Source organism: Microcystis sp. LE19-10.1B, from assembly GCF_027530565.1.
In the GTDB taxonomy this organism is placed as follows: domain Bacteria; phylum Cyanobacteriota; class Cyanobacteriia; order Cyanobacteriales; family Microcystaceae; genus Microcystis; species Microcystis aeruginosa.
The window spans coordinates 1-12948 of the sequence record NZ_JAPZQM010000193.1 but is presented as its reverse complement, the minus strand read 5'-3'; the positions used below and the strand labels follow the sequence as shown (position 1 = coordinate 12948).

Below are 12948 nucleotides of genomic sequence, written 5' to 3'. Positions count from 1 at the left end.
CTCTGCTCTTTCTTCTTCTTTAAGAGCTTTTTGTAAGTTTTTCTTTTCTTCTAAGTCTAGGAAATCTTTGGCTGGCATAAGTAGGATTTTTCTCAAGTTACTATTTCTATTTTAGGTGGTTTAAGTGCGTTTTAGCTTATTCGCTGCAGAAAAGGGGTAGAAATTAACGCCAGCAGAAGGAACGGTGGCACGATCGCTAAACTGATGAGGGCTAATTGCCAGCTATAGCGGAACATCACCGCCACATACACGAAAACCGTTAATAAGTCAAGTAAAATCGAGAGAGCTTCCCCAGAGAGAAAACGCTGAATCTTGCGATTTTCCCCGACGCGGGAAATAATATCGCCCACATAGCGGGACTCGAAATAACCGAGGGGAAGGCTGAGGGTATGGCGGATAAAACCGGTGATTAATGCCGTATCGATGCGATTAGCGGTGTGATCGAGGAGATAGGCGCGTAAACCAGTAATTGCCACCCGAAAAACCCCGAAAATTAGCGCACCGATCCCCATCGCCCAAAGGGTAGTTAAGGACCCCTGCACGATTACCCGATCGAGGATTAACTGGGTGAAAATCGGCGTAATTAAGCCGAATATCTGGATAAAAAGCGAGGCGACGAAAATTTCCAGCAGTACGAACCAATGGGGTTCCAGTAAGCGATAAAACTGCCAGAGAGAGGTTTTATCCTCTTTCGTGTCCCGGAATTTCTGGTTCGGTTGGAGCAGCAGGGTGAATCCCGTCCATTTACTGGCGAATTCGGCACGACTTAGGGTTAATTGCCCGATCGCTGGATCGCCAATAATCACCTGTTTGGGGGTAATTTTCCAGATAACAACGAAGTGTTTGCCTTCCCAGTGAGCGATCGCAGGTAGGGGCTGTTTCCCTAATCCCTCTAGAGTCGCTTTTACCGGACGGGTGGAGAGGCCGATATTTTCCGCCGCGGTGATCAGTCCCTTCAGGGATGCTCCGTCGCGGTTGACGTTGGCCATTTCTCGTAAACGGTTGACGCTGATTCTTTTGCCGTGATAACGGGCGATCATGACTAAACCGGCCGCCCCGCAATCGGAGGCGGACTGTTGCTCGAAGAAGGGATAACGGCGGAGGGATTGCCCGATCCAGTGACCTAACCGCTGCGCCGGAGAGGGGAAATAGGCTCGATCGCTTTTTTTGTCCGTTTCTTCTGTCTTCGTCCCAAGAAGTTGCTCAATTTCCCGCGCCCGTTGTAGTAAGGTTTTTTTCAGGGCGGGGTGTTTTTTCAGGATCGGCCTCAGGGCGGACTCGGGGATAAGAAGTAGTTCCGCCTTCGCCGAGACTCGAACCGAGTAGGGAAGAAAACCCGATCGGGGAAAGAGGGAGAATTCCCCGAAAAATTCGCCGGTTTTGAGCGCAATCATCTCTTTTTGCTGCGAGTTCGCTATCCGAACTTTGCCGCCAACGACTAGGTATAACCCCGACTGTACGGGCAGTGTACCTGCTTCGGGAGAGAGGGCGATCGCCGTTTTCTGGAGACTCCGCCACTGGGTTTCGGACAGGAATTCCGGCCAGGGATTGACGAGGCTGTGAGTATCGAGCATAGTTGTTTTAAGCTTTGGCTGAAGGAGAAAGATCGACGATGCGGAGCGGCTGTAGCTGTTTGCGGAGGCGATTGATGTGGGTGGGGGTGAGTGCAACCCCGAATTCCTTCTCTAGATGCCGCGCTAACCAAACTCCCGACCATCGCTTAAAGGAATAGCCGAAATCCCGGGGGGATTTACTAATCAGTTCCCTCAGGCGATCGAGGTAAGGTTGATCAACTTTTGAAGGGCGACCGCGGCGGTATTTTTGCCAGCGATCGATCTTGCCACTCTCGGCGATCAGTATCCATTTACTAGCGGTGGCGGCAGTACAATCGAGAAGCTTACGGATCTCGTTCTGGGATTTGCCCTCGTCAGCGAAAAGAATGATTTGAATCCGTTTGCGATCAACATCAGAGATATTCGGTTCTGTTGAGATTTCGAGAAGTTGCTGACGTTGGGATGAGGATAGATATTTACCGGTGCTTGATGACATTGACATAGCCTTTGCAACTATAAGTAAAAGCAGACAGCAGCAGGTCGGAGCGTTGAGGCAAGAAAGTTGTACTAAGTTGTACAATGGGCTGAATTCCCCGGGTGACGATCTCTTTCGCTGTCCTTAAATTATTATTTCGGCTGCAAAAGTGAATATTACGGAGTCTATTAAATTCTTTTTCTCTCGCCCGATATAACCTTCCCAATCCCCAACTAACGGCCAACTACTCAAAATCGTTATGACTATGATATAGTTGTTAAGGAATGTAAAAATAGTTGCATTTTCCCAGAAACTAGATTAAGGAGATTAAAAGTATGACCGCCGAAGGTTGCTTAAGAGTCGGACAAGCGGCGCCGGATTTCACCGCGACCGCCGTTTTCGATCAAGAGTTCAAAACCATCAAATTATCGGATTATCGGGGTAAATACGTCGTTTTATTCTTCTATCCCCTCGATTTTACCTTTGTTTGCCCCACGGAAATTACCGCTTTCAGCGATCGAGTTAGCGAATTTGCCAGCATCAACACCGAGATTTTAGGGGTGTCCGTCGATAGCGAATTTGCTCACCTAGCATGGATTCAAACCGAGAGAAAATCCGGCGGTGTCGGTGATGTGGCCTATCCGTTGGTGTCGGATCTAAAAAAAGAAATCAGCACCGCTTACAATGTTCTTGATCCTGATGCGGGGGTATCCCTGCGCGGTCTCTTTATCATCGATAAAGAAGGTGTTATCCAACACGCTACTATTAATAATCTTTCCTTTGGTCGCAGTGTCGATGAAACCCTCCGCACTCTGAAAGCGATTCAATACGTCCAATCCCATCCGGATGAAGTTTGTCCCGCCGGTTGGCAAGAAGGGGATGCTACCATGGTTCCCGACCCTGTGAAGTCAAAAGTTTACTTCGCAGCAGTTTAGTTAAAGGTGGTCAGAAGTCCCTCCGCTATAGATGGGGGGAAACTTTTAAAGGGGGGCGAAATAATTCGCCCCTCATTTTAATCGGAAAATTTTCTGGAAAATTGGCCCCATTAGCCATGACCTCATCTAGAATACTGGCCAGACAAGTCTAGAAAGAGTCACGGCGATCTATGACTAACAGTAATTATGATTCCGAGTTGACAGTTTTGGGATTACCCGCGGCCAAAGGTAGATGGTTATTAATACCTCTAGGAATGGGCGTTTTACTCTGTTTAGGGACGGTGTACTCTTGGAGTATCTTTAGAAAACCCCTAGAAACAGAGTTAAATCTCAGCGCCACGGAAAGCCTATTACCCTACACTGTGGCTTTAGTATTTTATGCCGCTTCTATGCCGATTGCCGGTTTTTTTATCCCCCGGGTAGGTACTCGCAGGATGACCGCTCTCGGCGGAATTATCGTCGGTTTAGGCTATATTCTCGCTAGTTTTGCCGCTCAGATCCAGACAATTATTCTGACCTACGGAGTCATTGCCGGCACAGGAGTCGGCATCGCTTACGGTGTTCCCATGGCAGTGGTGGCGCGCTGGTTTCCCGACAAAAAAGGTTTAGCGGTGGGTTTAACTATCATCGGATTTGGCCTTTCTCCCCTGATTACCGCACCTTTAGCCAATCGATTGATCAATGAATATAGCGTTAGACCAAGTTTAAGATTTTTGGGGATTATCTTTACAATAATTATTGTGATTATTGCGATCACAATGAAGTTACCCCCTCAAGACTGGCAACCCCCCGCAAATTTAGCTAATCGAAAATCCGACTTTCAGGCCAATTATCCGGTGAATATGCTGAAAAGTCGCTCATTTTATGGTTTATGGCTTTGCTATGCTATTGGTGCTTTAATTGGCTTGAGCGCCATCGGTATTTCTAGTCCTGTGGCTGAGGAAATTATCCAGATCGAGCCGGGGTTAGCGGCTAGTAGTGTTGCTCTATTTGCCTTGTTTAATGGTATTAGTCGTCCTTTGTTCGGTTGGTTGAGCGATCGCTGGAAACCCCATTATTTAGCGATCGGGGCCTATACACTCATTTTGATTGGTTGTCTGTTGATGGTCAAGGCCGAAAAAGGGGCAGTTACTAGCTATCTAGTGGCTTTTTGTCTATTTTGGTTCTGTTTAGGGGGATGGTTAGCCCTAGCTCCCGCTACCACTCTCCACTTCTTTAATCCTGACCACTACGCCCAAAATTACGGTATTGTTTTTACTGCCTACGGTGTTGGTGCTTTGATCGGAACTTTAGTAACCGGTAGAATTCGCGATTGGTTCGGTACTTACACTTATGCTTTTTATGCCATGGCTGTATTGGCAATACTGGGTATTTTTCTCGCTAGTGCCTTACTGAAAAGAGAGCGATCGCATTTATCAAATCCTAGCTAGGGTCTGCTGAAAAAGTTTTTCCTAGGGGCAGGGTGTAGGGTGTAGGGTGTAGGGTGTGGGGTTTTACCGATTTTGAGGGGGTCAATTACCTAATTTTCAGGGAAAAAGTAGCTGAATTTCCCCCTGATCACTCCCATATCTGGTACTTTTGGATTTCAAAAAAGGCTAAAAGTCTTATCCAGCAAGGTTTTTAGATTTATTCAGCCAGCCCTCATTAGCAAAGGTTTAACTGTGCCACACAGGTGTGAGAACCGCTATATTTGTAGGATGGGTTAGCGGTAGCGTAAACTATGCGGGCGTTGGGTTTCATGCTTCAACCCAACCTACGTTCTACCTCAAAATCGGTAAAACCCTACACCCCACACCCTGCCCCCACGACAAACTTTTTCAGCAAACCCTACCTATCTGGGGGCCTCTATGGTAGCCGGATTAGCGGTATTGGGAGTCTTGCTAGTGAACATTTGTATTAGACTAAAACCGACAAAAGCGAGTAAGGCTATGCCACCAATAGTAGTAACAATTTTACCCAGGAGATTTTCTGTGCGGGGTTCTTCGGGGGCATCCTCGTTGGGATCCTCCGAATGGGCAAAACGATTGTAGAGGAAATCGAGAGCTTCATTGCGAAGTTCGTAGTAACGGGGATCCTCGGTAATTTGGGAACGAACCCGGGGACGGGCAAAAGGCATCTTTAACACCTCACCGATTTTAGCGCTTGGGCCGTTGGTCATCATCACCAAGCGATCGCACAAGAACAAAGCCTCATCGATATCGTGGGTAATCATCAACACCGTTAACTGGTGTTCTTGCCAGATTTTCAGCAATTCTTCCTGTAATTCCTCTTTAGTAATCGCATCCAGGGCCCCAAACGGTTCATCGAGGATGAGGACTTGGGGACGAATGGCCAGGGCGCGGGCGATCGCAACCCGTTGTTTCATGCCTCCCGATAATTGGGGGGGTTTTTTCTGGGCTGCTTCTGTCAATCCCACTAGGGATAGATTTTCTTCCACGATCCTCACCTTCTCAGCGTGAGATTTTTGGGGATAAACCGAACTAACCCCGATATAAACGTTCTCAAAGGCAGTTTTCCAGGGCAAAAGCGAATAATTTTGGAATACCATCATCCGGTCCGGTCCCGGTTCCTTAACCTCTTTATCCTGTAGCAGCACTTGCCCACGACTAGGAGAAGAAAACCCCGCCACCATATTTAAAAGAGTCGATTTACCGCAGCCGGAGTGACCGATAATGCAGACAAATTCCCCCTCATTGACTTGCAGCTCCACACCGTCTAAAACGGTGTAAACCCCTTCGGGAGAGGGGTATTCTTTGGCAACATTACTAACTAATAAAAAAGGCTGGGTGGTGGTGCTGGAATTCACGGTCTTATCGGTAAAAGTTTGCATATTCGTCCTAGATTTATTTTAAGGTGGGCTTTGCCCACCACAACTATTAATTCGGGTCTGCTGAAAAAGTGTTTCGTGGGGGGTGGGGTGTGGGGTGTGGGGTGTAGGGTTTTAGAGATTTTCATCTGGTCAATTACCTAATTTTCAGGGAAAAAGTCCCTGAATTTTCCCCCCGATCACTCCCGCAAAAGTCTAAAAGTTTTACCCAACAAGGTTTTTAGATTTATTCAGCCAACCTTAATTAGCGACGGGATCATCGAGGAGAACTTCCGAGACGCGATAATCGCGACGGATCGAAAAACGTTCCAGATAGCCGATCGGATCGTCGGGATTGAAAATAAGATGATCAAAGAGGGCAAAACTGTGGCGATTGGGTTCCAAATCGGGAAGGCCCAGGGACCTGCAAGCTTCGCCAAATAGATCGGGACGACGGACGCGTTCAATCACTTCCACCCAGTTGCGAGGGAAAGGCGCGTAACCCCAACGGGCAAGCTGAGTTAGGGTCCATAGGGCCTCACTGCGGCCTGGACAGTTAGCTTGATCGACGTAAAACTGATTAAATCGGAATAGGGGTTCGGGGGCAGTTCCTAAACCGCGATCATAACCATCGAGGAAACCAGGGCGGATAATCGCCCTATCCACACCCACATACTGGGGCTGACTGAGAATATTAACGATATGTTCTCGATTACGCTGATCATCGCAGTATTCGCAGGCTTTAATTAAAGCTTTCACCATGGGGATATGGGTTTCGGGATGTTTCGCTGCCCAAGTTTCCTTGACTCCGAGGACTTTTTCCTGGTGTCCGGGCCAAATATCAAGATCGGTGGCGATAACGTAGCCTAATTTTTCCTGAACGGCGTAGGAGTTCCAGGGTTCCCCCACACAATAACCGTCGATCTTACCCGCTTTTAGCAGGGAAACCATCTGAGGCGGCGGAATTACGGTTAAATTCACATCACTATCGGGATCGATGCCGCCACTAGCTAACCAGTAGCGTAACAGCAGATTGTGCATGGAGGCAGGGTGAACCATGCCGAAAGTGGCGATTTTATCGGGACTTTGCTGGAGGGCATCCTTTAAGTCCTCGAGTTTTTCTACCCCCAATTCCCTGTATTTATTGCTGAGGGTGATGGCGTTACCGTTGCGACTGAGTACCAAAGCACTAATCACGGGGACAGAGGGCTTATTGCCGGCCCCAATGGTCATGCTGAGGGGCATTCCCGCCACCATCTGGGCCGCATCGAGACGACCGGTGGCCACTCCTTGGGCGAGCGCTTTCCAGTTGGGTTCCCGTTGCAGGATAACATCCTCTAATCCTTCCTCGGCGAAGAAACCTTTCTCTTTGGCGATAATAATCGGAGCGCAATCGGTGAGGGGGATAAAACCGATGGTGGGATTGGTTTTCAGTCGGGTAGCTTGGCCGATCACCGTCACCGGCCCGGTGGGTTGACCGACTTTCTTCGATCGCTTCTGTTGGTTGAGGAAATAAACGATCTCGTTACGGAGGGAGTAGTAACTGGGATGGTTAACTACTTCTAAACGATGCCGGGGCCGGGGAATGGGAACATCGAGAATCTGACCGATATGGGCCTCCGGACCGGTGGTTAACATCACCACTCGATCGGATAGTAATAGGGCCTCATCCACATCGTGCGTGACCATGATACAGGTAACGTGGCTTTCTTCGACGATTTCCATCAAACGTTCCTGTAAATTGCCTCTGGTTAACGCATCCAGCGCCCCAAAGGGTTCATCGAGTAGCAGGACTTTCGGCCGTAGGGCTAGAGCGCGGGCGATCGCTACCCTTTGTTTCATGCCTCCCGATAATTCTCCCGGTCGTTTGTTGGCCGCATGGCGCAGGTGTACCATATCGATACTATGTTCGATGACACTTTTGCGTTCAGCAGCCGGTAGATGACGCAGCACGCGGTTAACTCCTAGGGCGATATTTTCTCGGACGGTTAACCAAGGCAGCAGAGAATAATTCTGGAAGACCACCATGCGATCGGGACCGGGACCTTTAATTTCTTTTCCCTCTAAAATCACCCCTCCCACCGTCGGGCGATCGAGTCCAGCGACCATATTTAAGAGGGTGGATTTCCCGCAACCGGAATGACCGATTAAAGAGATAAATTCCCCTTGAGTAACGCTGAGATCGATATTTTTCAGGGCAATATATTGACGGCCATCGGGGAGAGGGAAAACTTTATCAATGTGATCGACTTCAATAAATGCAGACATTTTCAGTTATCAGTTATCAGTTATCAGTTATCAGTTATCAGTTATCAGTTATCAGTTGTCAGTTATCAGATGTGAGTTTTTAGTTTACTGTTTACTGTTTACTTAAAAAGCTCCCCACACCCCACACCCCACACCCTGCCCCCACCGAAAAACTTTTTGCCGCAAACCCTATTTATTTTCTTCGGGTACAACTAATTTAGCGATGTAGGCCATGAGGCGATCGAGTAGGAAACCAACAATACCCACATAAATCAGAGCGAGGATAATTTCACTGATCATGGAACTATTCCAAGCATCCCAGATAAAGAAGCCAATTCCCACGCCACCGATCAGCATTTCCGCCGCTACAATTGCCAACCAAGATAAACCGATACCGATTCTTAATCCGGTGAAAACGTAGGGAACGGTGGCGGGAAAAAGAATATTGAAAAAGTATTCAACTTTGGATAATTTCAACACTCTAGAGACGTTTTTATAGTCTTGGGGAACCTGCTGTACTCCCACGGCCGTGTTAATAATAATTGGCCAAATTGCTGTAATAAAAATTACAAATATGGCACTAGGTTCGTTATTACGAAAAGCCGCTAGGGAGATGGGTAGCCAAGCTAGGGGGGGAACGGTACGCAGGATTTGAAAAATCGGATCGATCGCATCATAAATTAGGGCGCTGCTACCGATTAAAATTCCTACGGCGATGCCGACAATAGCGGCAAGGGTAAAACCGACGGCCACCCGTTGTAAACTAGCGAAAATTTGCCAGAATAACCCCACATCCGTGCCACCATTATTGAAAAAGGGATTGATAATTAATTCCCAGGTATCGCTAACCACTTTGGTGGGACTAGGAAGGGGGGCATCGGGACTAAAACAGAGTATTTGCCAGATGACGAGGAAAATTAATAAAGCAATCGCCGAAGTTGCTAGTTTGGGTAATTTTTTTTGCAGGTCTTTTAACCATTTTTGACCTTGAGAACGACGAGAAATAGAAACAGCCATAATCAGTTATCAGTTATCAGTGGTTGAGTTATCAGTGGTTGAGTTATGAGTGGTTCAGTGGTTCAGTGGTTCAGTGATCAGCTTTTATCTTGGCTTGCTCCGCAAGAATTTCAGTTATCAGTTATTAATTACCAGTTATCAGCAAATCATCTTTAACTGTTGACGGGTTACTGATTACTGATTAGTGATCACTGATTTAAATCTTCTTGATCTTGAGGGAATCGAGGTAGGCTTGGGGATTTTCGGGGTCAAAAGTAACGCCATCAAAGAAAGTTTCCACACCGCGAGAGGTAGAGGTGGGAATTTGATCAGCCGGAACATTGAGGGCTTTAGCGGCTTCCCTCCAGATATCTTCCCGGTTAACTTTATCAACTAAAGCTTTGATGTCTGTATCGGCGGGAATATAGCCCCAACGGATGTCTTCAGTCACAAACCAAGTATCATGACTCTTGTAGGGATAGGAAGCGTTATCAGCCCAGAATTTCATGGCTACGGGGCTATTTTCGATTTTGCGACCATCACCGAAATCGATATTACCTTGCATTCTTCCCAAGATATCGGCGGGGTCAATTTTCAGCCATTCCCGTCCTGAAATAATCTCGCACATTTCCTTAACATTAGCGGGATCGTTGCACCATTGCTGCGCCTCCAGAACAGCCATGGTTAAAGCTTTTGCCGCTTTGGGATTTTTATCCACCCAATCGGCGCGTAAAGCGAAGGCTTTTTCAGGGTGATCCTTCCACAGTTCCCCAGTAATCAAGGCCGAATAACCGAGTTTTTTGTTAACTAATTGGGCGTTCCAAGGTTCCCCCACACAGAAAGCTTGCATCGTGCCGACTTTCATGTTAGCCACCATTTGTGCCGGAGGAACAACAATTAGGGATAGATCTTTATTCGGATCGATGCCACCGGCGGCTAACCAATAGCGCATCCAGAGATCGTGAGTACCACCGGGGAAAGTGACGGCGGCTTTAACTTCTTTGCCCGCAGATTTAGCTTTAGCGAAGGATTCTTTCAGTACACCGCTATCGAGGGCAACCTTTAGATCCATGTATTCGTTAGCCACAGAAATCGCTTGACCATTGGTATTCAAACGCGCCAGAATATACATCGGTACTGGCTGTTTGGTGATTTTGCCCAAGGTCATTAGGTAGGGCATGGGGGATAAAATATGCGCCCCGTCGATACCGTTACCCGCCGAACCTAATTCGAGGTTATCCCGGGTTGCAGCCCAAGAGGCTTGTTTCATCACCTGTACATCGGGCATCCCGTGTTTAGCGAATAAACCTTTTTCTTTGGCGATAATTAAGGGGGCAGCGTCGGTGAGGGCAATAAAACCTAGTTTAGCGGTGGTGACTTCGGGGGTTTCTCCACTGACAACGGGGGAAGCGGCAGGACTGCCGGCCGGGGAGGGACTGGTCGCGGTATTATTGGGAGTGGCGCAACCGTGGAGAATTGCTGTTCCTACGGCAGTTGCCCCGGCAGTGAAGATAAATCTACGTCTGGAAAGTTTACTCATGGACTAAAAAATCGTGATTAGAAACTAAACAAAGGTGATGAAACGGTGAAAAATTCTCATTATTTCCCCCGCGGTGATAACCGAGAAGATTTCTTGCAAGTAACTGTTGATTCAGTAAGGAGGCTTTAACTATTTTTATCTCTCGATCGCTTTTGCTTCTCCATCTGGGGAGATTTAGCAGTAGTTTTTGTCTAAGAGATTTTTTCTAGAAGCATAACAGTTTTGAGGAGTCGATAGATAGGGGCGGTTTTTAGTCATCTGGGCTAGAAAGATCACTTTATTTCAGGGTTATCACCGAAGCAATTAACTTAAATTTACAGTCTTCAACGGGAAAGATAGTATAGATTGTTACAAAATATTGTCAGTCATGTAATAAGAGCATAAAAATTTGTCTGAAACGCATGGTAGAGCGATGGGTTTTTTTTAGCTATCTTGACTCAGTTATCAGATTTGAGTTTGCCGTTCACTGATTACTGGTTAATGTTTACCGATGACTGAAAAATCGCCGCAAGTATTAGCGACGCGACCAGCTTGAGACAATCTCTGTTATGCTTTGGAACTTGCCAAGGGCGAAAGCATATTATTATCGATCGATGTTTCCCCTTGATTAGATGCTTAGGAATATTGTCAATAGTGGCAGTTAGTCATCTGTGCCTATTTGATCGTTGGTCTTGATCACGATACTTTTAATCCTTCTGTCGCACCTATCCCAGACTCTTATCAAAAACTGGCTGTCTGGGATTCAGGAAAGGGCCGAAAAAATCTCTTAAATAACCTTCAATTATTCTACAGCGTTTTATCTGTTTTCATTTCATTTTAAGATGGCTCAAAGTTTCCCCGTTCCTGACTATCTTTCGGGTTTACTAGGCTTTTAGAACGGTTTTATGACTTTGATTGTTGACGATATTTGCTCTGTCTTTGGGATGACTTTTGCTGGTCTGCTGCCGAGATTGACACAAGAGAGGTAAAATCGACTCTGTGGGGATGCTTTAACCGGCATCTCTGTTTTTTGACAGGGGAAGATTTAACTGCCCCGACAATCGATCGAGTGTTAAACCTAAGCCGCTAAACTGAAAATAGCTGCTTGTCCTTGGCTCTCATTTCTCAGATTGTAAAATAATGCAAATTTATCTTGACTATAGTGCCACTACCCCCACTCATCCCCAAGTAATCGATCGGGTTGCCACTATTCTGCGGCATCATTGGGGTAATCCCTCCAGTTTACACAGTTGGGGACAGGATACGGCGACAGTCATCGAAATGGCTAGAGAACAGGTAGCAGGGTTAATTAATGCCAATCCAGACCAGATTATCTTCACTTCTGGCGGCACAGAAGCCGATAATTTAGCGATTATCGGGGTTGCTCAACAGTATAACCGCCCCCGTCATATAATTATTTCTAGTGTGGAACATTCGGCGATCGCTGAACCCTGTAAACAATTAGAGCAGCAAGGTTGGCAAATTACTCGTCTTCCCGTCAATCGTCAAGGTAGGGTGAATCCTTTAGACCTAAAAGCCGCAATTCAAAGCGATACGGTCTTAATTTCCATTATTTACGGACAAAGTGAGGTGGGAACCCTACAACCGATTGAAGAATTGGGCAGCATTGCCAGGGAAAGGGGAGTTCTTTTTCACACCGATGCGGTGCAGGTGGCGGCAAGATGCGATATTGATGTGCGGAAACTGCCCGTAGATTTATTATCTCTTTCTAGCCATAAAATTTATGGAATGCAAGGATCGGGAGCTTTATACATCAGAGCGGGTGTCGATATTTTACCATTACTGCGGGGCGGTGGTCAGGAAAAAGGTCTGCGATCGGGAACCCAATCTGTGCCAGCGATCGCATCTTTTGGTTTAGCGGCCGAATTAGCCCAAAAAGACTTAATTAGCGAAAAAATGCGTTTAATGGCCTTGCGAGATCGATTATTTGACCTCTTAGCTGATTATCCTTATCTGCTACCCACGGGAGACCGATTCTATCGTTTACCCCACCACGTCAGCTTTATTGTCCGTCCAGACGATAACAGTCACATCACGGGAAAACAGCTAGTTCGTCAGCTTAATTTAGCAGGAATCGGTATTAGTTCTGGAGCCGCCTGTCATAGTGGCAAACTTTCCCCCAGTCCAATTTTAAAAGCTATGGGCTACAGCGATCGAGAAGCATTAGCGGGAATTCGTTTAACCCTGGGAAGGGACACCAGCGCGGCCGATATCGATTGGACGGCTCTAGTATTAAAACAAGTGATCGATCGCTGTTTATCGAAAATTTGGGTTAAAACCCCGTCCTTTTAGGACGGCTTTAAGCTACAATGGAAAAAGCGATAACCAAGCTAAAAACTGAACCTTGACAACAGATAGTAGGGGGTTTTGTTCAGAAAAGAATTCAAATTCGGCCT

At 46.9% G+C, this 12948-nt stretch carries 9 protein-coding genes and 1 pseudogene; 3 read left to right on the top strand and 7 right to left on the bottom strand.

The features are described from left to right. Positions 1-134 precede the first annotated feature (134 nt). Positions 135-1574: pseudogene (locus O9332_RS07135) on the bottom strand (cysteine peptidase family C39 domain-containing protein); the annotation flags it as partial. A gap of 7 nt (positions 1575-1581) precedes the next feature. Continuing rightward, positions 1582-2049, bottom strand: a complete 468-nt coding sequence (locus tag O9332_RS07130) for a helix-turn-helix domain-containing protein (protein WP_002757467.1) — start codon at positions 2047-2049, stop codon at positions 1582-1584. A gap of 314 nt (positions 2050-2363) precedes the next feature. On the opposite strand from O9332_RS07130, the gene O9332_RS07125 reads away from it, so the two are divergent. Both O9332_RS07125 and O9332_RS07120 read left to right on the top strand, forming a co-directional pair. Next, a complete protein-coding gene (locus O9332_RS07125; RefSeq protein WP_002735961.1) occupies positions 2364-2963 on the top strand; it encodes a peroxiredoxin in 600 nt (199 codons plus the stop codon). A 170-nt stretch (positions 2964-3133) separates the two neighbouring features. Next, entirely contained in the window at positions 3134-4393 is a 1260-nt protein-coding gene (locus O9332_RS07120) for an L-lactate MFS transporter (protein ID WP_288024548.1), read from the top strand. 401 nt (positions 4394-4794) lie between these two features. Here the strand turns inward: O9332_RS07120 and O9332_RS07115 are convergent, their stop codons facing one another. From O9332_RS07115 to O9332_RS07095, 5 genes are all read right to left on the bottom strand, one after another. Then, complete coding sequence (locus O9332_RS07115; protein ID WP_004159459.1) at positions 4795-5793, bottom strand: ABC transporter ATP-binding protein; 999 nt, start codon at positions 5791-5793, stop codon at positions 4795-4797. Continuing rightward, positions 5766-5918: a hypothetical protein gene (locus O9332_RS07110; RefSeq protein ID WP_288024555.1), complete on the bottom strand. Its 153-nt coding sequence runs from the start codon at positions 5916-5918 to the stop codon at positions 5766-5768. The genes O9332_RS07115 and O9332_RS07110 overlap by 28 nt, the downstream gene beginning before the upstream one ends. Positions 5919-6030: 112 nt before the next feature. Further along, positions 6031-8037, bottom strand: a complete 2007-nt coding sequence (locus tag O9332_RS07105) for an ABC transporter ATP-binding/substrate-binding protein (protein WP_288024543.1) — start codon at positions 8035-8037, stop codon at positions 6031-6033. Positions 8038-8205: 168 nt separating this feature from the next. Continuing rightward, positions 8206-9033, bottom strand: a complete 828-nt coding sequence (gene ntrB / locus O9332_RS07100; protein WP_004159451.1) for a nitrate ABC transporter permease — start codon at positions 9031-9033, stop codon at positions 8206-8208. A gap of 196 nt (positions 9034-9229) precedes the next feature. Then, positions 9230-10552 (bottom strand): CmpA/NrtA family ABC transporter substrate-binding protein, encoded by a 1323-nt coding sequence (locus O9332_RS07095; protein ID WP_288024540.1) that lies wholly within the window; start codon positions 10550-10552, stop codon positions 9230-9232. Between the two features lie 1119 nt (positions 10553-11671). Between O9332_RS07095 and O9332_RS07090 the strand changes: the two genes are divergently transcribed. Further along, complete coding sequence (locus O9332_RS07090) at positions 11672-12844, top strand: cysteine desulfurase family protein (RefSeq protein ID WP_288024538.1); 1173 nt, start codon at positions 11672-11674, stop codon at positions 12842-12844. Positions 12845-12948 lie beyond the last annotated feature (104 nt).

Excerpts from the sequence above, each read along its gene's own strand:
- O9332_RS07130 (WP_002757467.1), bottom strand. The coding sequence starts at position 2,049 with ATGTCATCAAGCACCGGTAAATATCTATCCTCATCCCAACGTCAGCAA.
- O9332_RS07125 (WP_002735961.1), top strand. The coding sequence starts at position 2,364 with ATGACCGCCGAAGGTTGCTTAAGAGTCGGACAAGCGGCGCCGGATTTC.
- O9332_RS07120 (WP_288024548.1), top strand. The coding sequence starts at position 3,134 with ATGACTAACAGTAATTATGATTCCGAGTTGACAGTTTTGGGATTACCC.
- O9332_RS07115 (WP_004159459.1), bottom strand. The coding sequence starts at position 5,793 with ATGCAAACTTTTACCGATAAGACCGTGAATTCCAGCACCACCACCCAG.
- O9332_RS07110 (WP_288024555.1), bottom strand. The coding sequence starts at position 5,918 with ATGAAAATCTCTAAAACCCTACACCCCACACCCCACACCCCACCCCCC.
- O9332_RS07105 (WP_288024543.1), bottom strand. The coding sequence starts at position 8,037 with ATGTCTGCATTTATTGAAGTCGATCACATTGATAAAGTTTTCCCTCTC.
- ntrB (WP_004159451.1), bottom strand. The coding sequence starts at position 9,033 with ATGGCTGTTTCTATTTCTCGTCGTTCTCAAGGTCAAAAATGGTTAAAA.
- O9332_RS07095 (WP_288024540.1), bottom strand. The coding sequence starts at position 10,552 with ATGAGTAAACTTTCCAGACGTAGATTTATCTTCACTGCCGGGGCAACT.
- O9332_RS07090 (WP_288024538.1), top strand. The coding sequence starts at position 11,672 with ATGCAAATTTATCTTGACTATAGTGCCACTACCCCCACTCATCCCCAA.